This window comes from Devosia sediminis, from assembly GCF_016411825.1.
GTDB lineage: Bacteria > Pseudomonadota > Alphaproteobacteria > Rhizobiales > Devosiaceae > Devosia > Devosia sediminis.
The window spans coordinates 404232-425995 of sequence record NZ_JAEKMH010000002.1 but is presented as its reverse complement, the minus strand read 5'-3'; the positions used below and the strand labels follow the sequence as shown (position 1 = coordinate 425995).

The following is a 21764-nucleotide window of genomic DNA, read 5'->3' as shown; positions in this document are numbered from 1 at the left end:
AGACCTAGAGACCCAGGCGCGCCCACCAGACGCGCTCCTCAAGTGAACTGGTGACGTCCTCTACCACGCCTTGTGCGGAAAATCCCAGCCGCGGCAGACCGAAGAATGGGCGCTTTGGCGCAATGGGCTTGAGCACCACGTCGGGCCCATAGCGCTCGCGCATGACGGCATGGAGATCGCCCACCGCATCGACGAGGCCAAGGTCCACGCTGCGAAGGCCAGTCCACCACTCGCCGGTGAACAGGGTGTCGTCGTCGGCCTTGAGGCGGCCGCGCCGGCCAGCCTTGACGTGGTCGATGAAGACCTCGTGGATTTCGAGTTCGAAGCGCTCGATGCGTTCAACGTCCTCGGCCTTTTCGGGCAGGAACGGGTCGAGTGTCGACTTGTTGCGGCCCGCCGTATGCACGCGCCGCTCGATGCCGAGCTTGTCGAGCGCGCCGACAAAGCCGAAAGTCGCCATGATGACGCCGATGGAGCCGACGATGGACGAGGGATCGACGAAGATCTCGTCGCCGGCCACGGCGATGAAATAGCCGCCCGAAGCCGCCGCATCCTCGACAAAGACCAGCACCGGCTTGCCATGCTCGTCGGCAAGGTCGCGGATGCGTTTGGAAATCAGCCGGCTCTGAACCGGCGATCCGCCCGGGGAATTGATGACGATGGCCACGGCCGGCGCCGATTTCATGCCGAAAGCCTTGTCGAGCAGCGGCCCGACCGAGGCAATGTTGAGCCGGCCCTGGCGCTGCTCGGCCGCGATGACGCCATGGAGCCGCACCACCGGCACAGTCGTCGGGCGGTGCAGCATACGGCTCATCCAGTTGCGCTTGGCTGGCGTCTCGGACATGTCCCCTCCATTCGGATTGCTCAGCATTTAGGAACCGTCGCCGGCGATTACCAGTCGAGCGCCGCGCGTCCGCGAAATATGGCGTCGAATTCCGGGGCAAAGCCATGGCCTTCCGGCCCATGCAGGGGGCGGGTCGAGAGCAGCCGCAACGGCGCGCGCGACCCTTTTATGCCCCGCACCAGGATGCGGGTCGCGGATTCGCCCGGCCGGGGTGCCAGCGGCAGCACAGTGATGGACCCAAAGCGCTGTTCGAAGGTCGCCAGCAGCGCGGTCAGCCCCTGGGCCGGATAGATGACGATTGCCGAGCCGTCCGCCCTGGCGCTGCCGGCGGCGCACCGAATCCAGGTGTCCAGCGCCGCGCTGCCCATATGACGGGCCTCGGCGCGCGTTGCCTGCGGCGCTGGTGTCCCCTTCCCCGCGTCGAAAAACGGCGGGTTGGCGATCACCACGTCATAGGCATTGTCCCGCAACCCGGCCTCCCGGCGTGCGGCGGCCCTGGCTTGGATATCCACAGCGAGGACATTTCCACGATCGGCAAATCCATTGTCGGCGAGGTTGGTTCGGGCCAGCTCCGCCGTGGCCAGGTCGCGCTCCACGAGGTCCGCGTGCCCCGCCCGGCCCATAGCCAGCGCCACCATGGCGGCCGTACCGACGCCCGCGCCGAGATCGAGCAGGCTTTCACAGCCTTCCGCCACCGCCGCGCCAAGCAGCACGCTGTCCATGCCGGCGCGAAAACCGTTGCGGGGCTGTGACAGAGTGAGGCGACCACCCAAAAAGGCATCGCGCGTGACGGTTTGGTGTTTTACAAACTCGGTTGGCTGGTCTAGGGACATCGCACCCGGATGGCTGGTTTCGTGCGACCTTACATGGCCTCGCGTGACGGTCTCAACCCGATTTGCCAGGCAAGGCAACAAGGACTTTATGGCGGTGTCAGTTCTGCCCCAGATCAAGGAAGCGCCAGCGATGAACCCGGTCGAGCGGCTGATGGCCGCCACGGCGGACGACATGGCGCGCGTCAATGCGCTGATCCTCGATCGCGCCAGAAGCCATGTCGACATGGTGCCCGAACTGGCGCGCTACCTCATCGACAGTGGCGGCAAGCGCCTGCGTCCGATGCTCACCGTCGCCGCCGCCCTCCTGTTTGCCAAGGGCAATGGCAGCGCCATCAATTTCGCCGCCGCCGTCGAATTCATGCACAATGCCACCCTGCTCCACGACGATGTCGTGGATGAGAGCGACATGCGCCGCGGCAAGCCGGCGGCCCGCATGGTCTGGGGCAACAAGGCGTCGATCCTGGTGGGCGATTTCCTGCTGGGCCAGGCCTTCATGATGATGGTCGAGACCCGCAATGTCGACGCGCTGGGCGTGCTCTCTGCGGCCTCCGCCGTGATGGCCGAGGGCGAAGTATTCCAGCTCGCCAAGACCGGCGATCTCGATACTACGCCCGAGGATTATGCCGAAGTGATCCGCGCCAAGACGGCGGTGTTGTTCGAGGCGGCCTGCGAAGTGGGCGCGATGTCGGGCGGCGCCGACGAGGCCGGCCGCAAGGCCCTGGCACTCTATGGTCTCGAACTGGGCAATGCCTTCCAGCTCGTCGACGATGCGCTCGACTATGGCGGCCAGTCCGGCACGCTGGGGAAGAATGTCGGCGACGATCTGCGCGAGGGCAAGATGACCTTGCCTGTCATCCTCGCCCTCAAGGCCGGGACCGAAAGCGAACGCGCCATCATCGCCTCGGCGCTGGGCAAGGCGGAGGCGACTGACCTCGAAGTGCACCAGGTGGTGGCGATCTTCAACCGCTATGACACGCTGGGCCAGACGCTTGAAAAAGCGCAGGCCCACGCCCGCGCCGCCATCGCCGCTCTTTCGCCCCTGCCGGAGAGCGAGATGAAGTCGATCCTGGCCGACGTCGTGCTCCATTCGGTCAGCCGCGCGAGCTGATCGGCCGTGCGACTCACGATTTTCCGACACACGCTGCGCTAGCTCACGCCCAATACCGGTGCTGTGCCTACCCAGTAATCCGGATGCAGTTTGCGCATCTGGCTGGCGGCGTCGTGCGCCTGACCTTCCGAACCGAAGAGGCCGAACACGGTCGCGCCGGAGCCGGACATGCGCGAGAGCATGACACCGGGCGCCTCGGCCAGCTCATCGACGATGACGCCGATTTCGGGCACCAGCTTGATAGCGGGCGGCTGGAGGTCGTTGCGCGTTTCGTTGAGCCAGAGCCCCAATTGTGCCGGCCTGGTCAGCGGCTCGGGCAGCGCCGGCAGCGGATAGTTGTCATGCGCCCGCAGCCGGCGGAACACATCGGGTGTCGAGACCGGGACCTTGGGATTGACGAGGGTGATGTAGAGCTGCGGAAACTGCGCCAGCGGCGAGAGGATTTCGCCTACGCCGCGCGCCACCAGCGGCCGCGACAGCAGGCAAGCCGGCACATCGGCGCCGAGCCCGGCCGCAAGGTCGAGCAGTTCAGGGACAGGCACAGGCCCCGACGACAACGCCACCATGATGCGCAAGGCGGCGGCCGCATCGGCGGAGCCGCCGCCGATACCGGAGGCCACCGGCAGGTTCTTGACCAGATGCAGTTTGAGACCCGGCGGGGACAGTTCGGGCCAGCGGGCGCGAAAGGCGGCCACGGCGCGCAATACCAAATTTGTCGGCCCTGCCCCCAGTCCCTCCGCAAAGGGACCGGAAATGGCCAGGCTGTCCGCATCAGCCGCCTCGGCTGTCAGGTCATCGCCGATATCGGCAAAGACGATCAGGCTTTCGAGATCGTGATAGCCGTCCTCGCGCCGGCGCGTCACGTGCAGCGCCAGGTTGATCTTGGCTGGCGCTGCCTCGAACGCGGCTTCGCCCATCAACGACTTATTCGGTCTCGGTCGCGGGCGTCAGGCCATCGGCGAGCTTGGGCGCGACGCGCTCGGCCACATTGCCGACGCTGTCGACCGAGCGGGCGATATTCCACTGGAAGCGGGCTTCCAGCTTTCGCCCGGCCTTCCAATAGGCGTCGCCGAGATGGTCGTTGATCTCGGGGTCGTTGGGCAACAGCATGACGGCGCGTTCCAGCGTCTCGACGGCTTCCTCCATGCGGTCGAGCTTGTAGAAGGCCCAGCCGAGCGAATCGATGATGTACCCGTCCTGGGGCTGCGCCTCGACGGCCTTCTCGATCATCTCGAGCGCCCGTTCGAAATGCATGTCCTGGTCGATCCAGCTATAACCGAGGTAGTTCAGCACCTGCGGCTGGTCGGGATTGAGCTCCAGCGCCTGGAGGAAATCGGCCTCGGCCTTTTCCCACTCCTTGGCCCGTTCATAGGCGATGCCGCGCACATAATAGAAGCGCCAGTCGCTGGGCGCTTCGCCACCCGAAATCTCCAGGGCCTTGCCGTAAGCGTCGGCCGCCGCAAGATAATCCTCGTCATAGCGCAGCAGGTCGCCCAGCACGGATACCGCATCGAGATCGTTCGGACGGGTCGCCACGATATTCTTGAGGCGGCGAATGGCCTCGTCGCGATCGCCGACGGCATCGAGGTTCTGCGCCACGCGCACCACGGCCATGGGCTTGAGCGGGGAATTGGCGGAAATGGCATCGTAGATGGCATTGGCCGCGTCGTGCTGGCCGGATTCGTCCAGCAACTGGCCCAGCGCCAGCGAAATCACGTCGGCGCCGGGATCGAGGTAGACGCCGAGGCGGAGGAAGACCAGTGCCAGGTCCGCGCTGCCGTCGCGTGCCAGGGCCACGCCGATGCCGTGGAACATCTCGGCCGCCCCCACCTGGACATTGGCTGCGAAGACGCCCGGACGACGACCCTCGTCGACGGCATCGCTCACGAGGTCGATGATGGGATGGGTGAGGCCATCGGCTTCGAACGCGTCGATGACGTCCTTGGCAGCTTGGAAATCACCTGAATTGGCCAGCATGCGGGCATAGACCTCGGCCATGCGCGCCACGAACGGCTCGGCATTGAAGGCCCTCTCGGCCAATTCGAGCGCCAGTTCCGTGTCACCGGCGGCCTCGGCCATGAGCGCGCGGTGGAAGACCAGGAAGTCCTCGAGAGCCGTCGCGCCGAGTTCTTCCATCAGGGCCTGTGCCTCGGCACCCCTGTTGTCGCCGACCAGCGCCCAGGCGCGCAGGATACCCGCGGTGATGCCACTGAAACTGTCCTGTGAAATCTCCGACAACTGACGGGCTGCGGAGGCATAGCGACGCTCCTTGAGCGCTTCGGTCGCCACCACGAGTTCAGCCAGTTCGTTTTCGGCATCGAGTTCGAGCATGTGGCGGGCGGTCGAGGCGGAACGACCGATCTGTCCGTCGGTCGCCAGCGCTACGAAGGCGCGCTCCACCAGAACGGGATTGTCCCAATCCGCCTGCGCCGCATCGGAGAAATACCGCGCGGCTTCGTCGGTGCGCAGGTCCTTGAGCGCCTGCTGGCCTGCCATATAGGCGCCGGTCGCGCTGGGCCGGAACAGATTGAGGATGTCCTGCGCGGCCTGCTGTACCGATAGGCTCGCGCCTGTCTGCGCCGCCAGCGGGGTGGCAAACAGGGCCAGCAGCGCCACGATGGCCAGGCGCTGCACAGGTCGATTGGAAAGCAGGGTCACGTGCTCAGATACTCCCGTTGCCGATAACGGCTGCGATGGGCGCAAAGATTGTCCGTTTTGCGACTGCACGCAAGGCCGCTGCCCCTTGCGCAGTCACATTCCGTTGTAGTTCGGGCCGCTGCCACCTTCCGGCGGCACCCAGGTGATGTTGCCGGCCGGATCCTTGATGTCGCAGGTCTTGCAGTGCACGCAATTGGCGGCATGAATGCGGAACACCGGCGCGCCACCCTCCTCGGCCATTTCATAGACCCCGGCCGGGCAATAAAGCGGCGCCGGCTCGCCATAGAGCGGCAGGTTGTCCCGCACCGGCACGGCCGGGTCGGCAAGCCGCAAATGCACCGGTTGGTCCTCGTCATGCGCCAGATTGGCGAGGAACACCGAGGATGTCCGGTCGAACGTGGTCTTGCCGTCTGGCCGGTCGTACTGGCGCGGTGCCACGTCTTTCCTCAGCTTGAGTTTTCCTGCATCCGGCGTCGACCAGGTTTGCGTCCCGAAAGGCGAGAAACGCAGCACGGTCTGACACCACATGTCGAACCCGCCAAGGAAGGCGCCGGCCAGCGTGCCGAAGCGGCTCCAGAGCGGCTTCAGGTTGCGCACCCCGCGCAGTTCCTTTTCGATGCCGGTGGAGAGAACATGGTGTGCGAGATCGTCGATGCGATCATGCTGGCGTCCCGCGGCAACCGCCTCGCCCACAGCGTCAGCAGCGCCGATGCCCGAGAGGATGGCATTGTGGATGGCCTTCAATCGCGGGGCATTCATGAAGCCGGCCGCGCAGCCGATCAGTGCGCCCCCTGCAAAGGCCAGGTCAGGAATGGCCTGCCAGCCGCCCGCCGTGATGGCGCGCGCGCCGTAACTGATACGGGTTGCGCCTTCGAGCAGGCGAGCAATCGACTTATGGGTCTTGAAGCGCTGGAACTCGTCAAAGGGCGAAAGGGTCGGATCGGCGTAGTCGAGGTGCACGACGAGGCCGAGATAAAGCTTCCGGTCCTGCGCATGGTAGGCAAAGCCGCCGCCGCCGGTCGCGTTGTCGAGCGGGAAGCCGAGATAATGGTCGACGCGGCCTTCCTCGTGGCGATCTGCCGGCAGTTCCCAGACTTCCTTGATGCCGAGACCATATTTCTGCGGGCTGGCATTCCGGGTCAGGTCGAAATCGGCGATGAGCCCCTTGGCCAGCGATCCACGCGCGCCTTCGGCGATCAGCGTATATTTGGCCTCGAGCGCAATACCCTCGGCAAAGCCGGGCTTGGGATTGCCCTGGGCATCGCGACCAAGATCGCCGGTGATGATGCCGCGCACCGGGCCATCGCCACTGCGCAGCACATCGACGGCCGCGGTCATCGGAAAGATATCAACGCCGAGTTCGGCCGCTTGCTCGCCGAGCCAGCGCACGAGGTCGCCGAGGCTGACGATGATGCCATCGGCGGTGCGCATCTGCGGCGGCACGAGCGCATGGGGAAAGGCGAAATCGCCGGTCCGGGTCAGGAAATGGTAGGTGTCCTCGGTGACATTGGGGCCGACCGGTGCGCCCTTGAGCCGCCAGTCTGGGATGAGGGCATCGAGCCCCACCGGATCCATGACGGCGCCGGAGAGGATGTGGCCACCGATTTCGGCAGCCTTTTCCACCACAGTCACGGCAATGTCGGGATGACGCTGCTTGAGCCGGATGGCAGCAGCCAGGCCCGAAGGGCCGGCTCCTACGATCAGCACATCGGTCGTCAGCGTTTCACGATTGCCGGCTTCAGCCATGGACAAATCACCTTTGGGGCGAAGGCGCAGGGATTGGCGACTGGTCGCCTCGGACGGGGTGTGACATAACGGGGCCGATGTCTCAAGATCGACCGCTCAACAATGCCGAACTGCTCTCGGTGCTCGACTGGTATCGGGCGGCCGGAGTGGATCTGGCCGTGGTCGACGAACCGGTCGACCGCTTCGCGCAGAAGCCGCCCGCCGCAGTGACCATGCCCCCGCGCGCCGCCGCGCAGCCTGCCTCAGCGCCGGCGGCCGCCATCCCGTCGCAAGGCCCCATCGGCGGCGACCCGGCCGAGGCGCGGCAACTGGCTGCCAAGGCGCAATCGCTCGACGAACTGCGCGGCATTCTGGACGCCTATGACGGTTGCGGCCTCAAGTTCCGCGCCACCCAACTGGTGTTTGCCGATGGCAATCCGGACGCGAAAGTGATGCTGATCGGCGAGGCGCCCGGCGCCGAGGAAGATCGACAGGGCAAGCCCTTTGTCGGACGCTCGGGCCAGTTGCTCGACCGCATGCTGGGCGCCATCGGGCTGGACCGCACCTCCGTCTATATCGTCAACACCGTGCCCTGGCGCCCGCCCGGCAATCGCACGCCGACGCCCGAGGAAATGGAGCTCTGCCTTCCCTTCCTGCTCCGACAGGTGGAATTGGTGGCGCCCAGGCTCGTGCTGACGCTGGGTGGCCCGGCCATGCAGACGGTGTTCAAGACCACTGCCGGCATCATCAAGATGCGCGGCCAGTGGCAGGACATTGCCATCGGCGCGCACCAGGTCGCCGCCCTGCCCACGCTCCATCCGGCCTATCTCCTGCGCAATCCGCCCGCCAAGCAGCAGGCCTGGCGCGACCTCCTGAGCTTCCGGCGCAGGATGGACGAAATGGGCATCGGCTGAGGGTAATTTCCGGCTGGCCAGCGCAACCGCACGCGCTATGGTCGTGTTGAGTGATTTGCACCCATCCGACCCGCAACGAAGGCCGATAGCGTCATGGCTTCCGTCATCAAAATCTATGCCCTTTTCCTTGGTTCTGCGCTGCTGATGTTCGGCGGCGGCCTGCAGGGCCTGCTCCTCTCGGTGCGCGGCGCCGAGGAGAACTTCTCCCTGCTCGCCCTCGGTCTCATCGGCACCGGGTGGTCGGTCGGCTTCGTCGCCGGCTCGCTGTTCGTGCCGCTGATCGTGCGCAAGGCCGGCCATATAAGGGCGTTCTCGGTCATGGCGGCCATCGGCACGATCACCATCCTGCTCAACCTCCTCTGGATCAACGACGTGAGCTGGATCGTGCTGCGTGCCCTCAGCGGCTTCTGCTTTGCCGGCGCCGCCATGATCGTCGAGAGCTGGCTCAACGAGGTTGCCGACAACAAGAGTCGCGGCACCATCTTTTCGATCTATGTGACCATCAATATGGCCGCCTCGACGCTGGGGCAGATCGCCATGTCGATCACCGGTACGGCCGGCTATGTCCCCTTCGTCATCGGCGCCATCAGCTTCATCTGCGCCGTGCTCCCCACCGCCCTCACATCGAGCCCGCAGCCGCGGCCGCTACAATCGGCAAAGCTCGACCTCAAGCTGCTCTACAAGACCTCGCCGGTCGCGGTGATCGCCGCCTTTTCCTGCGGCATGGCCAATGGTGCCTTCGGCACGCTGGCGCCGGTCTATGGCTATGAGCAGGGCTTGGATGCCAGCGGCATCGCGCTGCTTTTTGCGATCGCCGCCATTCTGGGCGCCATCGCTCAGGTCCCCTTCGGCCGCCTCTCCGACCGCATCGATCGCCGGCTGGTGATGATCGGCCTTTCCGGCTTTGCAGCCGTGGTGGGGGCGCTCACCGCCATCATCAATCCCGAGGCTGGCTGGGGCATGTATGTGTTGTTCGCAGCCTATGGCTTTGCCGCCAACCCGATCTATGCGGTGGCCGTGGCTCACGCCAATGACTTTGCCCGCGATGGCGATTTTGCCAAGATCGCCGGAGGCATGCTGCTCATCATGGGCCTGGGCCTCGCCATCGGTCCGGCCGTCGCTTCCATGATCATGGGCGCCTGGCACCCGGTGGGTCTGTTCGTCGTCACCGCAACCTTCCATGGCGCGCTGGCTGGCACGGCCTATCTGCGCATGCGTGTGCGCAAGAGCGTCGATGTCGCGGGCCGTACGCCGTTCCAGCCGGTGAGCGACAAGCAGGCGACGCCGGAGAGCTTTGTGCTCGATCCGCGCGCTGATAGTGACGACGACGAATTCCCGGTGCATCGCGAGCAGAGCGTGCCCGATGAACTGATAGAGACAGCGGAGCGCGACCAGAATGTTCAAGACAAGCCGGTTTGAGGATCGGGCGTTCAAGCCGCTCTCCATTGCCGTCATCGCCGTTTCCGATACGCGGACGCTCGAGACCGATACTGGTGGGGCGCTGCTGAAATCTCTGCTCGAGGCCGATGGTCACAGGTGTTTCGAGCGTAGGATCGTGCGGGACGACATCCAGCTCATCCGCGCCGCGGTGCAGGCCTATGTGGCGGAGCCCGAGGTCGACGTGATCCTCACCACCGGCGGTACCGGCTTTTCCGGTCGCGACGTGACGCCGGAGGCCATCGAGCCGCTGTTCGACAAGCGGATGGAGGGGTTCTCGGTGCTCTTTCACCAATATTCTGCAACAACTGTCGGCACTTCATCGCTGCAGTCGCGGGCCACGGCGGGGCTGATCGGCACTACATTCGTGTTCTGCCTGCCGGGCTCGCGCGGCGCCTGTCGCGATGGCTGGGAGGGCATTCTGACCCACCAGCTCGACTATCGGCACAAGCCCTGCAACTTCGTCGAGCTGATGCCGCGGCTCGACGAACGGTAAAAAAAGAGGGGCGCCGGTTTACCCGGCACCCCTCCTGGACCTTTTGGATGAACGGGTTTCAGTGACCCGCAGGCATGCCCGGTCCGCCGCCTTCCGGCTTCTTCACGAAGAAGGCCGCAATCACCATCAGCACTGACACGATGGCGCCGCAGAGGAAGCCCGAGCGGATGCCGGCGGCCAGAGCGTCCACCCCGGTCAGCCCCTCGGCTGCGGCCGATGCGGTCCGCAGGCTCATCACAGCCACGAAGAGCGCGATGCCGGCAGCGCCTGCCACCTGCTGCACCGAACCCAGGATGGCGCTGGCATGCGAGTAGAGCGGCATGGGCACCGAACCCATCGAGGCGGTGAACAGCGGCGTGAAGGCCAGCGCCAGGCCGAAGCTCAGCGTCATGTGGCCCGCGACCACGGCCCAGATCGGCGTGTACTGGCTAACCATGGTCAATGCCCACATGACCAGCGACACCAGGATCACACCCGGCACCAGCAGCGGACGCGGACCGACGCGGTCGTAAAGACGGCCGACGATCGGGCCCATGAAGCCCATCAGCAGGCCGCCCGGCAGCAGGATCATGCCGGTCTGCAGCGTGTCGAGGCCGAGCACGTTCTGGGTATAGATCGGCAGGAGGATGGAGCTGCCCAGCAGCGCCACCATGGCGATGGCCATGACGATCAGCGCAAAGGAATAGTTCTTGTGCTGAAGGGTGCGCAGGTCGAGCAGGGCCTTGTCCTGCAGCCGGGTCTGCCGCCAGACGAAGACGGCCATGGCCGCAAGGCCGACGGCGACGGGCACCCAGGCCGGGATGGCGGATGGGTGGCCGGCGCCTTCGCCCAGGCTCGAGAGGCCATAGACCAGGCCGCCAAAGGCCAGTGCCGACAAGACCACCGAGAGGTAGTCGAGCGGCGCATAGCGCGGGGTCGACACATTGCGGATCCGCAAGGCACCGAGGACCAGCGCGCCGAGGGCGATGGGCAGGGTGAAATAGAACATGAAGCGCCAGTCGTAGTGCGCCAGGATGAAGCCGCCAATGGTCGGGCCGATGGCCGGGGCCACCGACATGACGATGGAGATGTTACCCATGGTCTTGCCGCGCGCTTCGGGCGCCACCAGCGTCATGACCGTGGTCATGAGGAGAGGCATCATGATGGCCGTGCCCACGGCCTGGACGACGCGGCCGGCAATCAGCAGCTCGATGCCGGGCGAGAGCGCGCAGACCAGCGTGCCCACCGAGAAGATGGAGATGGCGAGGAGAAAGATCGGCCTCGTGTTGATGCGCTGCAGCAGAAAGCCGGTGATCGGGATCACGACGGCCATGGTCAGCAGAAAGGCCGTGGTTAACCACTGCGCCGTGCTGGCGGCAATGCCCAGATCCGCCATCAGGTGCGGAATGGCCACGCTCATGATGGTTTCGTTGAGAAACACCACGAAGGTGGACACAAGCAGGATGGCAATGACCAACCGATTGCGCGCGGCGTTGTCAGGGTGGTGCGGCGCACTTTGCGGCACGGCATCCATGGTGGCGTCGAGTGTCATCTCGGGACCCTTTCGAGATCGTGTTCCAGCCCTACGACGGCGCGGTCGGATGGCTTTCGACAAAGCAAGCAAAAATTTGCGACAGCGCCTGTCAGCAACAGCAAACCACCGAAGGCCTCAACTACCTCGGAGGTCGTTATAGTGAACTGGAAGCCCTTCGCCTCCAGACGGCTGACAGAGCCGGCGGGAGCGGTTCTCTACGCCCGCAGGCCCTTGGCGTAAAGTCTTGTAATGCATGGCGACCATGCCGATATGTGGCGCAACGGTGCTCTCCGCCCATACTTGTGTTCTTGTTTCGTTCTCATTAACCTGATAGCCTGTTCATGCGTTGAAAGGGAGGCGATTCCTTTCTCGCCTAGTCAGGAGACAGGACCATGGCCCCCTATCAGGCCCCCTCTTTCGAAGCCCTCGAGCGCCTGAGCCGCAGCCGCGACGCCGACTTGGCGCGGCGCGAACTGATGCAGCCCGACCGCATTCGCGGGCGTGGGGCGCAGAGCAATCGCTCGGGCCGGTTCGAGACGCATCAGCGCGATGGTTTCGACGACGGCTGGGGCACGGTCGAACCGCTGCCGCTGTTCGAGACGGTGGAGCATGCCGAGCGCGCCAAGACCATCATCACCACCAATGACAGTCCGGATATCGGCTTTGAGCGCTCTATCAATGCCTATCGCGGCTGCGAGCATGGCTGCTCGTACTGCTTCGCGCGGCCGACCCACGCCTATCTCGGGCATTCTGCCGGGATCGAGTTCGAGCGCGACATCTATGTGAAGACCAATGCCGTCGAGGCCCTGCGGGCTGAGCTCTCCGCGAAGAACTATCGGCCCAAGCCCATCGCCATGGGCACCAATACCGATCCCTACCAGCCCGCCGAGCGCCGTCACAAGCTGACGCGCGGCATTCTCGAAGTCATGCTGGAAACCAGGCACCCGGTGATGATCACCACCAAGTCGGCGCTGATCACCCGGGACCTCGACATTCTCACCGAGCTCGCCAAGCTCGGTCTCGTCAAGGTTGCGCTGTCGGTGACCTCGATGGACCACAAGCTCAGCCGCAAGATGGAGCCTCGCGCGTCCTCTCCGGCACGGCGGCTGGAGGCCATAAGGCTGCTGAGCGAAGCGGGCATTCCCACTGCCATCTTCGCCTCACCGATGATCCCTGCCATCAACGACATGGAACTCGAGCGCATTCTCGATGCCGGCAAGGCGCAGGGCGCGGTCAGTGCGTCGATGATCCTCCTGCGGCTACCGGGCGAGGTGCGCGACGTCTTCCGGGAGTGGCTGCTGCGGCATTTCCCGGATCGGGTGCGCCATGTGCTGTCACTGGTCCGCGACACGCGCGGGGGCAAGGATTACGACGCCCGTTGGGGCACGCGCATGACCGGCGAAGGCCCCTATGCCACGCTGTTGCGCCAGCGCTTCGACAAGGCCCGCGAGCGTTATGGCCTCGAAGCCAAGCTGCCGCCCCTGCGCATCGACCTGTTCCAGCCCCCCAAGGTGGACAGCCCGCAGATGAGCCTGTTCTAGGGCGACGTAAGCGTCATCTTGATCCGCGTGCCATAGGCGACGGCGTCGGAGCCGATCAAAGCCGTGATGGTGGCTTCCTGCACGAGGCCACGGTCGAGGTCGTATATGGCATAGCCGTCCTCGGCCGCGTTGATGCCTTCGGCAACGGCCTGATCGATGATTGACGTGCTGTCGCCGTCGAGCTGGCTGCCCAGCGTATTGGCGAGCCTTTGTAGTTCCGCTTCCAGCGCCTCCAGCGCCAGGTCGGATTGGGGCGTGACCAGCCAATCGAGAATATAGGCCTGTGGCTCCTGGTCAAAGCCGCCGCCGATTTCGATGACGGCAGGATCGAGCGCCAGGTAGGTGAGCTTCCCCGCATTCTCCAGCCGGTGCAGTTCGCCGTCCTTCCTGAAAGGGAAAACATAGGCCTGGCCGATCGCATCGATGGGCCGGAGGACCACCTTGGTCTTGTCGGGAATCAAATCCAGCGACGCGAGCACAATATCGGCCTTGGCGGGCTCGATCAGTTCGGGAATGCGCTCCTCCAACCGCGCCTCGATGGCAGGCCAATCGACTTCCGAGGCGAGGCCAAGATCGAGCATGCGCAGCGCGAAAGGCTCGCCTTCCAGCGACCGGGCCACCAGGTACTGAAAATCTTCCTCGGCATTTTCGAGATTGACGACATTGCGCAGTTCAAAGGTGCCAGTGAATTCCTCGCCGTCCTTCTCGTCGAGACGAATGACCACGTCATGCGTCCAGCGCTCGACATGCTCGATCTCCCCCACGATCACCGTGCTGACGATCTCGAAGGCATGGACGATGTCCGTGTCGAGCGGCGGATCATATTGGTAGTGCAGCAGGTCCTGCTCGTCCTGGGCCAGGGCTGGTGACGCCAGCCCCAGAAGCAGGACAAGGAAACGCACGATCCGTGTGGCAACAGCCATGGCAGCCTCCGCGCAGCCAGCGCATTACCGCGCCGCCGGCGCGGTGAGTCAAGCGGGTGCGAGATCGGCCAGGAGGCGTGTCTTGACGAGGTCCAGCAGCGCTGCGTCCCGATAGTCGTGGGCGGCGATGGTCGCGCCGGCTTCGACCAACTGGTCGGGCGCCAGCCCCGTCGCCATGCCGACCGTGGCAATACCGGCGGCCGTGGCCGAGGCGATGCCGGTACGCGAATCCTCGAAGGCGACGCTATGCACAGGCTCTGCCCCGAGCAACCGCAGGCCCTCCAGATAGGGCAGCGGATGCGGCTTGCCATGGGCCAGCTCATCGCCGATGACGAGGTGGCGGAACCGGGCACGAACGCCGATCGCGTCGAGCAGCAGTTCGGCATTGGGCCGCGGCGCGTTGGTGACGGCGACCATGGGCACCTCATGCGCATCGGCCCAGTCGAGCAGATCGAAAAGGCCCGGCACCGGCTCGATGCCCGCTGCGGCCAGCTCGCGGAACTTGGCTTCCTTGCCCATCATGACATCCCATTGCCGCTCCGGCGTCAGATCGGGCAGGAAGCGCGCGCCGATGGCCACATTGGCCAGTCCCTGCAATTCGCGCCCGAAGCGCTCCTTGTCGAAGACATGGCCATAGGGCTCGAAGACAATGTTGAACGCCTCGAGGTGCAGGGGATCGCTTTCCACCAGCGTGCCGTCGATATCGAACAGCAGTGCGGCGCCAGGCTTGAGGGGCATAGGAGTTTCCGTCCATAAGGGAGCGGCAAACCACACCAAACACGCGCGAGCGTCAACCATCCGACGAGCATGCCAGACCTGCCGCCCGACATGACCCTGGCCCGGCTGACGCAGTGGGCGATCGAGGCCCATCCCGAACTGGAGGGCGCCCGTTTCAGCATTCTCGCCGATGGCTGGGACAGCGTCGCCCTCGACGTGGATGACCGCTGGATCCTCAAGTTTCCACGCCACCAACTGGGCGTGGAAGGCCTGCGCCGCGAAGCCGCGGTGCTCGATGTGGTGCGCGGAGCGGTGGAAATGCCGGTGGCGGCCATAGCGCTGTTCGAGGCGCCGGTACTGCATTCCATGCATGCCAAGATCCCCGGCGTGTCGCTGCTGCCGGCGCTCTACGCCACCCTGACGCACCGCCGCGGGCGAGGCATTGGGGCGGTTCTTCGCCCAGTTGCATGCCATCGACCTGGGCCATGTCCGGGCTTTGGGCATAGGCGACTGCGACCCCTGGCTCGATGCCGACACCATTCGCCGGAACGCCTGGCGTCACCTGCCCGACCCCATCAGGTCATGGGCTGATCGCGCTCTCATGGCCTGGGCGGAGCTGCCGCCCGACCCGCATGGCGAGACCTATGGCCATTTCGATGCGCATGGCTGGAACATGGCCTTCGACATGCGCAGCGGGCGGCTGGCCGGCGTGTTCGACTTCGGCGATTCCGGCTTCGGACCGGTGCACCGGGAATTCGTCTATTCGATGCTGATCGATGTGGACCTGACCGGCCGCATCATCGCATCCTATGAACGCCACAGCGGCCGCAGCATCGATCGCGAGCGGGTGCTCTTGCTGGCCGACATCCATCGGCTCTGGGAGATCGCCGTCGAGCATGAGGACGGCGCCAGCGTTGCCGCCATGCTCGAAGAGGTCGTGCCCTGGGCCATGGCCCGCCGCTAGTACTGCGCGACCCGGCGAGAATAGGTATCCATGAAATCGAGCGAGGCCAGAACGCCGCGCAGCGAGAGCCAGGTGCTGACCGGCTGCTCTTGCCCGACCAGCGGCACGGAGAGGGTCACCGCATTGCGCTCGGTCATCGTGTCGATCAGGCCAGCGAGCCGATCGGGATCGACAATGAAGAACTGGTTGACCGTGTTGAAGCGGGTTTCGATATCAGTCCCCATCGCCAAAGCCACCGGCTGCTGGCCGGAAAACTGCAGGGTGATGGGGCGGGACGCATCGTATTCGCCCTTGTCGGGAGCCACGGTAATGGCGAGGTCGAGCGTGCCATCAAGGCGGTTGCGGATCAGCGTCAGCTTATAGGCCGGCAGGTTGGCGCCGTTGACCTCCTGGCTGCCGGTCGAGGCGAAGCACGAATAGCCGTAGAAGTCGGGGGAACCTTCGACGATGTTATCGGGGCAGGCGGCAAGCCAGTCCCGGTGATATTCGCGCCACTCGCCGAAGGGGTGGTGGAAGGGTTCCGCTGCCGCCGGGACGGATAGCAGCAGGAATGCCACAAGGCCGCTTGCTTTACGCATCAAAGTCTCTCTCGCCTTTGCCCCCCGGCCAGACTCTTGTATCAGCAGGAGCGTGGACGCGAAAAGTGGCCACCAATGGGCGGACCTTCGGCAGACCGAGATTGGCATGAACACGAAATCCTTCAATGACACGGTCGTGTTTTTTGTTGCCGCCGAGGGACCTGCGCTCAAAAGTGAACAGGACGCGCTTGACCTGCTGGGTGAAACCTATGGCACAGAGACGGACATGATCGCCGTCCCCGCCAGCCGCTTCGCGCCCAGCTTCTTCGACCTTTCCAGCAAGGAAGCCGGCCACTTTTTCCAGAAGCTGCAGAACTACCAGATGCGCCTGGCCATTGTGGGCGACATTTCCCGCCACACCGAGGCGAGTAAGGCGCTGCGCGACTTCGTGGGCGAGACCAATCGTATCGGCCACCATCTGTTCGTGGGCGACGAGGTGGCGTTGGCCGCGGCGCTGGGACGGAAGGGCTAACGATGGCGAAGCGGACCGTCACCATCGAGACCAGCAGCGAGCTTTTCGCCGGCGAAACGGGATATCCCGATTTCAGCCACGAGCAGATGCTGCTCTCGCGTGGCGCCAGGCTGGTGGCCGGTGTCGATGAAGCGGGACGCGGGCCGCTGGCCGGGCCGGTCGTGGTCGCCGCCGTGCGGCTCGATCCGGATCGCATTCCCGAGGGCCTCAACGATTCCAAGAAACTGACCGCCGAGCGGCGTGAGGAACTCTTCGACATCATCATGGCGACGGCGGAGGTCGCGATCGTCTCGGCGCCGCCCAGCGACATCCTAACGCTCAACATCCGCGGCGCGACGCTGGCGGCCATGGCGCGGGCCGTGCGGGCCCTGCCCCGTGCCGTCGACCGCGTGCTGGTGGATGGCCGCGACGTGCCGCCGGGTCTCCCCTGTCCGGGCCTGGCCCTGATCGGCGGCGACGGGCGCAGCGTCTCCATCGCGGCGGCTTCGATCGTCGCCAAGGTCACGCGCGACCGCATGTGTGCGATCATGGATTGCGACGCCCCGCATTTCGGCTTCTCGGGCCACAAGGGCTATTCCACCGCGGCGCATCTGGCGGCGCTCGACACGCACGGCCCCTGCCGCCATCACCGCGCGGAATTTGCGCCGGTAGCGGCCCTTCTGGTGCGCGCCACCGTGGTGGAAATCACCGGTTAACCCCTCGCTAACCCCTTGCGAACGCTCCATTAACCTCGTGGCCCTATAACGGTCTTGTTAGTACTGCGTTAGGGTTAAGTGCATGTTGCGTACCGCGCGTACGGCCCGTATGGCCGATGCGGAAAGGGAGGGCACACGCCTTCCGATCGATACTATCCTTGTGGGCGATTGCATCGAGCACATGAATAGTCTGCCGGCCGGCTCTATCGATCTCATTTTCGCTGATCCCCCCTATAACCTGCAACTGGAACAGGGGCTCACCCGCCCCGACCAATCCAAGGTCGATGCGGTGGACGACGACTGGGACAAGTTCGACAGCTTTGCCCATTACGACGCGTTCACCAAGGCGTGGATGACGGCCGCCCGGCGCCTGCTCAAGCCCGATGGCGCCATGTGGGTCATCGGCTCCTACCACAACATCTTCCGCGTCGGCACGGCGCTCCAGGACCTGGGTTTCTGGATGCTCAACGACGTGGTCTGGCGCAAGGCCAACCCGATGCCCAACTTCCGCGGCACACGGTTCACCAATGCGCACGAGACGCTGATCTGGGCCGCCAAGAGCCAGAAGAGCCGCGTCACCTTCAATTACGAGGCCATGAAGCTGGCCAATGACGATACGCAGATGCGCTCGGACTGGCTGTTCCCGATCTGCACCGGCGCCGAGCGGCTGAAAGGCGAAGACGACGGCAAGCTGCATCCGACGCAGAAGCCCGAAGCACTGCTGTTCCGCATCCTCAATGCGACGACCAAGCCGGGCGACATCGTGCTCGACCCGTTCTTCGGCACCGGCACGACGGGCGCGGTGGCCCGCAAGCTGGGGCGGCATTTCATCGGCATCGAACGCGAGGCAAGCTATATTGCCGGCGCCCGCCAGCGCATCGCCACCATCCGTCCGGGCGTGTTCGAGGCGCTGCAGTCGGTGACCCCGAAGCGCAAGGAGACGCGCATTCCCTTCGGCTCGCTGGTCGAGCAGGGATTGCTCGATGTCGGGACGCAACTTTTCGACTTAACGAAACGTTACTCTGCCATGGTTCGTGCAGACGGCTCGCTCGTCTCGGGTCCACACCAGGGATCGATCCACAAGGTCGGTGCGCTGGTTCAAGGAGCCGAGTCATGCAACGGGTGGACGTTCTGGCACCACGAACAATCTGGACGTATCGAGCCGATCGACGTGCTTCGGAACGATATCCGTCAGAAACTGGAATTGCTTTCCGCCTGATCTGACCTCCAATCACTCTCAGGCCCAACTCACTGGCCGCCGGTCCCCCGGCGGCCTTTTTGTTTGTTGCCCCGCCGTTGTAGGCTGATGCAGTTCACAACCTGCATGGTCCATGACGATCACTATTCGCCCCATCACCGAGGCCGACGCAGAGGGCTTCCACGCCGCGCTCGACAGTGTCGCGCGCGAAAACCGCTACCTGCGGTTGACCGAGGCACCGCCGGTCGAGGCGTCGCGCGAGTTCATCGCCGCCAATATCGAGAAGGGCAATCCGCAATGGGTGGCGGTCGATGAGGGTCGGATCGTGGGCTGGTGCGATATCTGCCGCAGCGACGAAAGCGGTTCCGAGCACTGCGGCTCGCTGGGCATGGGCCTGGTGGCCAGTCACCGCGGTCGTGGCATCGGCCACCAGCTCATTACCGAGACCCTTGTTGCCGCGGCTTCGGGTTTCGAGCGGGTGGAGCTCGACGTGTACAGCAGCAATCTTCCCGCCATCCGGCTTTATGAGAAGGTCGGCTTTGTCCATGAAGGCCGGCGCCGGCGGGCCATACTGCGGGGCGGCGAGTATCAGGACATTCTCACCATGGGCCTGCTGTTCAACTGAGACCGGCCTCCGCCAGGACTTTCCGGAACAGTGTCGGCAGGGCTTCGCCTGCGAGCGTCCCGGGCGCAGCCCACCACCCCGCGTCGAGGCCTTCCGGTGCCACCACGGCAGACCACACATCGAGTTCCAGCCGGAAATGGGTGAAGATGTGAACCACCTGTCCGTGCCACCGCCAGTTGCCTTCGGCGGGATAGTGCGGCTCGGGGAGGTCCGCCGCCCAATCCGACGTCGGAACTTCGGTCATGCTAGCCAGTAGGCCTTTTGCTGGGCGGGTCTGGAGATAGACGTCGCCGGCCGCGTCGCGCATGACATAGGCGTGCCCGCGGCGCACCGGCCGCTCGGCCTTGACCGGCTTGACTGGATAGCGGAGCGGGTCGCCCTCGGCGCGCGCCTCGCAGCCGTCGTGCAGAGGGCAGACCAGGCACATGGCTGCGCGCGGCGCGCAGATGGTCGCGCCCAGATCCATCATGGCCTGGGCGAAGTCGCCTGATCTTTCGGGCACGGCCAGTTGCAGCGCACCGCGCAATTCATCCTTGGCCTCGCGCACCGGCACCTCGAGCGCATAATAGCGCGCCAGCACCCGATCGAGATTGCCATCGAGCACGGCCACGCGCTCATCGAAGCAGATCGCCGCTATGGCCGCGCTGGTATAGGCGCCAATGCCCGGCAGGCTCTGCAACCCTGCCGCCGTATCGGGAAAGACTCCACCGTGATCGCGCACCACAGCCTCGGCGCAAGCGTGGAGATTGCGAGCCCTTGCGTAGTAGCCGAGCCCGGCCCATTCGCGCAGTACGGCGTCGAGCGGCGCGGCCGCCAGGTCCCGCACAGTCGGCCAAAGACTGGTGAAGCGCAGGAAATAGCTTTTCACGGCCGCAACGGTGGTCTGCTGCAGCATGACTTCGCTCAGCCACACCCGATAGGGATCAGGGTTAATCCCGGCGCGCCTGTCCCCTGGCGACACCCGCCATGGCAGGTCGCGTGCATGGCGATCATACCAGGCGAGCACGGCGGGAGAATCTATCGGATGCGGATGGCTGAGGGGCATGGCCCCTCATATCCTGTCGCGTGGTCAGAATGCGCCAAAAAATTCCGTCATCACTGGCGCCAGCGCCTCGGGACTGACGTCATGCCCCTGGCCGGCCAGCACGCGCCGCTGGGCCCTGGGCACTCCGGCAGCCACCCAAGCCGCACCGGCGTCGATAAAGGGGAAGCTGCTGTCGCCATTGACCACCAGCACCGGCACGGCGATGGCCTGCCAGCGCGCGGGATGGCGGTCGCCGTCCTTGGCTTCGGCCATGACGCGATAATCGTGCTCGATGGTGAGGCCCACCGCGGCAAACGGCGGCCAGGCCGGGGACTGCTTGAAACCCGCCAGTTCCTCGGGCGACATGAAGGCACCCATGAAATGGCTCATCATGCCATCGGCATCGCCGCGTTCGGCCATGGCCGCCACTTCGGCATGTTGTTTCCAATAGTCCGCGGACGACTGCTCGACGCTGACCGGCGGCTCATAAAGCAGCACGCCCGTGACCTTGCCCGGCAGCGCGACGCCGGCCTCGAGCGCCAGCACGGCGCCCGAGGACATGCCATAGAGCCCGGCCCGGCCACCATGCGCATCGATCAGCGCTTCGATATCCTCGATTTCGCGCGCCACTGCATAGGGCGCGACTTCCGTGGATTCGCCACGCCCGCGGCGGTCGTAGTTGACGACCGTGAAGCGTGCGGACAGCATCTCGATGAGCCTTGGCGTGGTGTTGTCGACAGCGCGATATTGCGTAGCGCCAGCCACCAGAATGATGACGGGACCGCTGCCGGTCGTGTCGTAGCCGATGGTGCTGCCGTCCTTGGAAGTGAGCGTGGCCATGGGATCCTCCTTGCTGATTATCGGGACGACGAAGGAGCAAGCCGCAATTCGACATGTCGATCCGGCCCTTGTGCTCGCGGCCCGGCAGGCGATATCTGAGCGATGGCCAAGGATGAACTGCCCGAACCGAAACGCCGCAACAAGACGCTCAGCGTGGCTGATGCGCTCAGTGGCGCGCTCGATCCGGTGCTGAAAAAGCGCGGCTTTGCCGGGCGGGACATCATCACCCACTGGCGCCAGATCGCGCCCAAGCCGTTCGACGAGACCACCCTGCCCGACAAGCTGGCCTGGCCGCGCGGCGAACGCAGCGCCGAGGGGGCAACGCTGTACCTGCGCTGCGCTCCCGGCCAGGCGCTGTTCGCGCAGCACGAGGCGCCGGCGATTGCGGCTGCGGTCAACCGGTATTTCGGCTATCTTCTGGTCAATGATGTCCGTTTGTCGGCAGAGCCGTTCAGCTCGGGTTCAGGCCGGCGGGTGCAAGAACCCCGGCAACCGAGCCAGAGCGAGATCGCGAAGGTCGGCAAAGCGACCGAACAGGTCGAGGACGATGATCTGCGGGAAGCGTTGCAGGCCCTTGGGCTGGCGCTCTCGCGCAGATCGTCCCGCAACGGGAAATAGACTGTTCACCCCCAAGTGAACTCAGTGGGCACTTGCCCGCC

General features: G+C 65.0%; 23 protein-coding genes. 12 read left to right on the top strand and 11 right to left on the bottom strand.

The window, feature by feature from the left end:
* Positions 1–4 precede the first annotated feature (4 nt).
* Together JEQ47_RS09385 and JEQ47_RS09380 are read right to left on the bottom strand one after the other, a co-directional pair.
* Positions 5–844, bottom strand: a complete 840-nt coding sequence (locus JEQ47_RS09385; RefSeq protein ID WP_198876144.1) for a S49 family peptidase — start codon at positions 842–844, stop codon at positions 5–7.
* Between the two features lie 47 nt (positions 845–891).
* Positions 892–1566 (bottom strand): tRNA1(Val) (adenine(37)-N6)-methyltransferase, encoded by a 675-nt coding sequence (locus JEQ47_RS09380; RefSeq protein ID WP_198876143.1) that lies wholly within the window; start codon positions 1564–1566, stop codon positions 892–894.
* A gap of 199 nt (positions 1567–1765) precedes the next feature.
* Between JEQ47_RS09380 and JEQ47_RS09375 the strand changes: the two genes are divergently transcribed.
* Positions 1766–2785, top strand: a complete 1020-nt coding sequence (locus JEQ47_RS09375) for a polyprenyl synthetase family protein (protein ID WP_198876142.1) — start codon at positions 1766–1768, stop codon at positions 2783–2785.
* Positions 2786–2823: 38 nt separating this feature from the next.
* On the opposite strand, the gene JEQ47_RS09370 is transcribed toward JEQ47_RS09375, so the two are convergent.
* From JEQ47_RS09370 to JEQ47_RS09360, 3 genes are all read right to left on the bottom strand, one after another.
* Positions 2824–3702 (bottom strand): 4-(cytidine 5'-diphospho)-2-C-methyl-D-erythritol kinase, encoded by an 879-nt coding sequence (locus JEQ47_RS09370; protein ID WP_198876141.1) that lies wholly within the window; start codon positions 3700–3702, stop codon positions 2824–2826.
* A gap of 7 nt (positions 3703–3709) precedes the next feature.
* Positions 3710–5443, bottom strand: coding sequence for a tetratricopeptide repeat protein (locus JEQ47_RS09365; protein WP_198876140.1), 1734 nt, complete (start codon positions 5441–5443; stop codon positions 3710–3712).
* Positions 5444–5536: 93 nt separating this feature from the next.
* A complete protein-coding gene (locus tag JEQ47_RS09360) occupies positions 5537–7189 on the bottom strand; it encodes an electron transfer flavoprotein-ubiquinone oxidoreductase (protein ID WP_198876139.1) in 1653 nt (550 codons plus the stop codon).
* Positions 7190–7266: 77 nt separating this feature from the next.
* On the opposite strand from JEQ47_RS09360, the gene JEQ47_RS09355 reads away from it, so the two are divergent.
* The 3 genes from JEQ47_RS09355 to moaB all read left to right on the top strand — a co-directional run bounded on the left by JEQ47_RS09355 (position 7267) and on the right by moaB (position 10015).
* Complete coding sequence (locus tag JEQ47_RS09355) at positions 7267–8082, top strand: uracil-DNA glycosylase (protein WP_198876138.1); 816 nt, start codon at positions 7267–7269, stop codon at positions 8080–8082.
* A gap of 93 nt (positions 8083–8175) precedes the next feature.
* The gene (locus JEQ47_RS09350) at positions 8176–9501 is read left to right on the top strand and encodes an MFS transporter (RefSeq protein WP_198876137.1); all 1326 of its coding nucleotides are present in this window, start codon (positions 8176–8178) and stop codon (positions 9499–9501) included.
* Positions 9479–10015 (top strand): molybdenum cofactor biosynthesis protein B, encoded by a 537-nt coding sequence (gene moaB / locus JEQ47_RS09345; RefSeq protein WP_198876136.1) that lies wholly within the window; start codon positions 9479–9481, stop codon positions 10013–10015. Before JEQ47_RS09350 ends, moaB begins: the two co-directional genes overlap by 23 nt.
* A gap of 58 nt (positions 10016–10073) precedes the next feature.
* Here moaB and JEQ47_RS09340 read toward each other — a convergent pair whose 3' ends face one another.
* Complete coding sequence (locus JEQ47_RS09340; RefSeq protein ID WP_198876135.1) at positions 10074–11546, bottom strand: MDR family MFS transporter; 1473 nt, start codon at positions 11544–11546, stop codon at positions 10074–10076.
* A 374-nt stretch (positions 11547–11920) separates the two neighbouring features.
* On the opposite strand from JEQ47_RS09340, the gene JEQ47_RS09335 reads away from it, so the two are divergent.
* Positions 11921–13069: a PA0069 family radical SAM protein gene (locus tag JEQ47_RS09335; protein ID WP_198876134.1), complete on the top strand. Its 1149-nt coding sequence runs from the start codon at positions 11921–11923 to the stop codon at positions 13067–13069.
* Here JEQ47_RS09335 and JEQ47_RS09330 read toward each other — a convergent pair.
* Both JEQ47_RS09330 and JEQ47_RS09325 read right to left on the bottom strand, forming a co-directional pair.
* Complete coding sequence (locus tag JEQ47_RS09330; RefSeq protein ID WP_198876133.1) at positions 13066–13992, bottom strand: hypothetical protein; 927 nt, start codon at positions 13990–13992, stop codon at positions 13066–13068. The genes JEQ47_RS09335 and JEQ47_RS09330 overlap by 4 nt on opposite strands.
* A 48-nt stretch (positions 13993–14040) precedes the next feature.
* Positions 14041–14730, bottom strand: a complete 690-nt coding sequence (locus tag JEQ47_RS09325; protein WP_198876132.1) for an HAD family hydrolase — start codon at positions 14728–14730, stop codon at positions 14041–14043.
* Between the two features lie 69 nt (positions 14731–14799).
* On the opposite strand from JEQ47_RS09325, the gene JEQ47_RS20655 reads away from it, so the two are divergent.
* Together JEQ47_RS20655 and JEQ47_RS09320 are read left to right on the top strand one after the other, a co-directional pair.
* Positions 14800–15300 (top strand): phosphotransferase family protein, encoded by a 501-nt coding sequence (locus tag JEQ47_RS20655; protein ID WP_236020765.1) that lies wholly within the window; start codon positions 14800–14802, stop codon positions 15298–15300.
* Positions 15182–15673: a phosphotransferase gene (locus JEQ47_RS09320; protein WP_328768973.1), complete on the top strand. Its 492-nt coding sequence runs from the start codon at positions 15182–15184 to the stop codon at positions 15671–15673. Before JEQ47_RS20655 ends, JEQ47_RS09320 begins: the two co-directional genes overlap by 119 nt.
* On the opposite strand, the gene JEQ47_RS09315 is transcribed toward JEQ47_RS09320, so the two are convergent.
* Positions 15670–16251, bottom strand: a complete 582-nt coding sequence (locus tag JEQ47_RS09315; RefSeq protein ID WP_198876130.1) for a DUF1176 domain-containing protein — start codon at positions 16249–16251, stop codon at positions 15670–15672. The genes JEQ47_RS09320 and JEQ47_RS09315 overlap by 4 nt on opposite strands.
* A gap of 106 nt (positions 16252–16357) precedes the next feature.
* On the opposite strand from JEQ47_RS09315, the gene JEQ47_RS09310 reads away from it, so the two are divergent.
* The 4 genes from JEQ47_RS09310 to JEQ47_RS09295 all read left to right on the top strand — a co-directional run bounded on the left by JEQ47_RS09310 (position 16358) and on the right by JEQ47_RS09295 (position 19241).
* A complete protein-coding gene (locus JEQ47_RS09310) occupies positions 16358–16723 on the top strand; it encodes a DUF4180 domain-containing protein (protein WP_198876129.1) in 366 nt (121 codons plus the stop codon).
* A gap of 2 nt (positions 16724–16725) precedes the next feature.
* Positions 16726–17418, top strand: coding sequence for a ribonuclease HII (gene rnhB, locus JEQ47_RS09305; protein ID WP_407931778.1), 693 nt, complete (start codon positions 16726–16728; stop codon positions 17416–17418).
* Between the two features lie 109 nt (positions 17419–17527).
* Positions 17528–18637 carry a site-specific DNA-methyltransferase gene (locus tag JEQ47_RS09300; RefSeq protein WP_198876837.1) on the top strand — a complete coding sequence of 370 codons (1110 nt, stop codon included), beginning with the start codon at positions 17528–17530 and terminating at the stop codon, positions 18635–18637.
* A 112-nt stretch (positions 18638–18749) separates the two neighbouring features.
* Positions 18750–19241, top strand: coding sequence for a GNAT family N-acetyltransferase (locus JEQ47_RS09295; protein WP_198876128.1), 492 nt, complete (start codon positions 18750–18752; stop codon positions 19239–19241).
* On the opposite strand, the gene JEQ47_RS09290 is transcribed toward JEQ47_RS09295, so the two are convergent.
* Positions 19234–20286, bottom strand: coding sequence for an A/G-specific adenine glycosylase (locus tag JEQ47_RS09290; protein WP_210337978.1), 1053 nt, complete (start codon positions 20284–20286; stop codon positions 19234–19236). The genes JEQ47_RS09295 and JEQ47_RS09290 overlap by 8 nt on opposite strands.
* 24 nt (positions 20287–20310) lie before the next feature.
* Positions 20311–21105 (bottom strand): alpha/beta fold hydrolase, encoded by a 795-nt coding sequence (locus tag JEQ47_RS09285; protein ID WP_198876127.1) that lies wholly within the window; start codon positions 21103–21105, stop codon positions 20311–20313.
* Between the two features lie 102 nt (positions 21106–21207).
* Between JEQ47_RS09285 and JEQ47_RS09280 the strand changes: the two genes are divergently transcribed.
* Positions 21208–21723 carry a DUF721 domain-containing protein gene (locus tag JEQ47_RS09280; RefSeq protein ID WP_198876126.1) on the top strand — a complete coding sequence of 172 codons (516 nt, stop codon included), beginning with the start codon at positions 21208–21210 and terminating at the stop codon, positions 21721–21723.
* Positions 21724–21764: the final 41 nt, after the last annotated feature.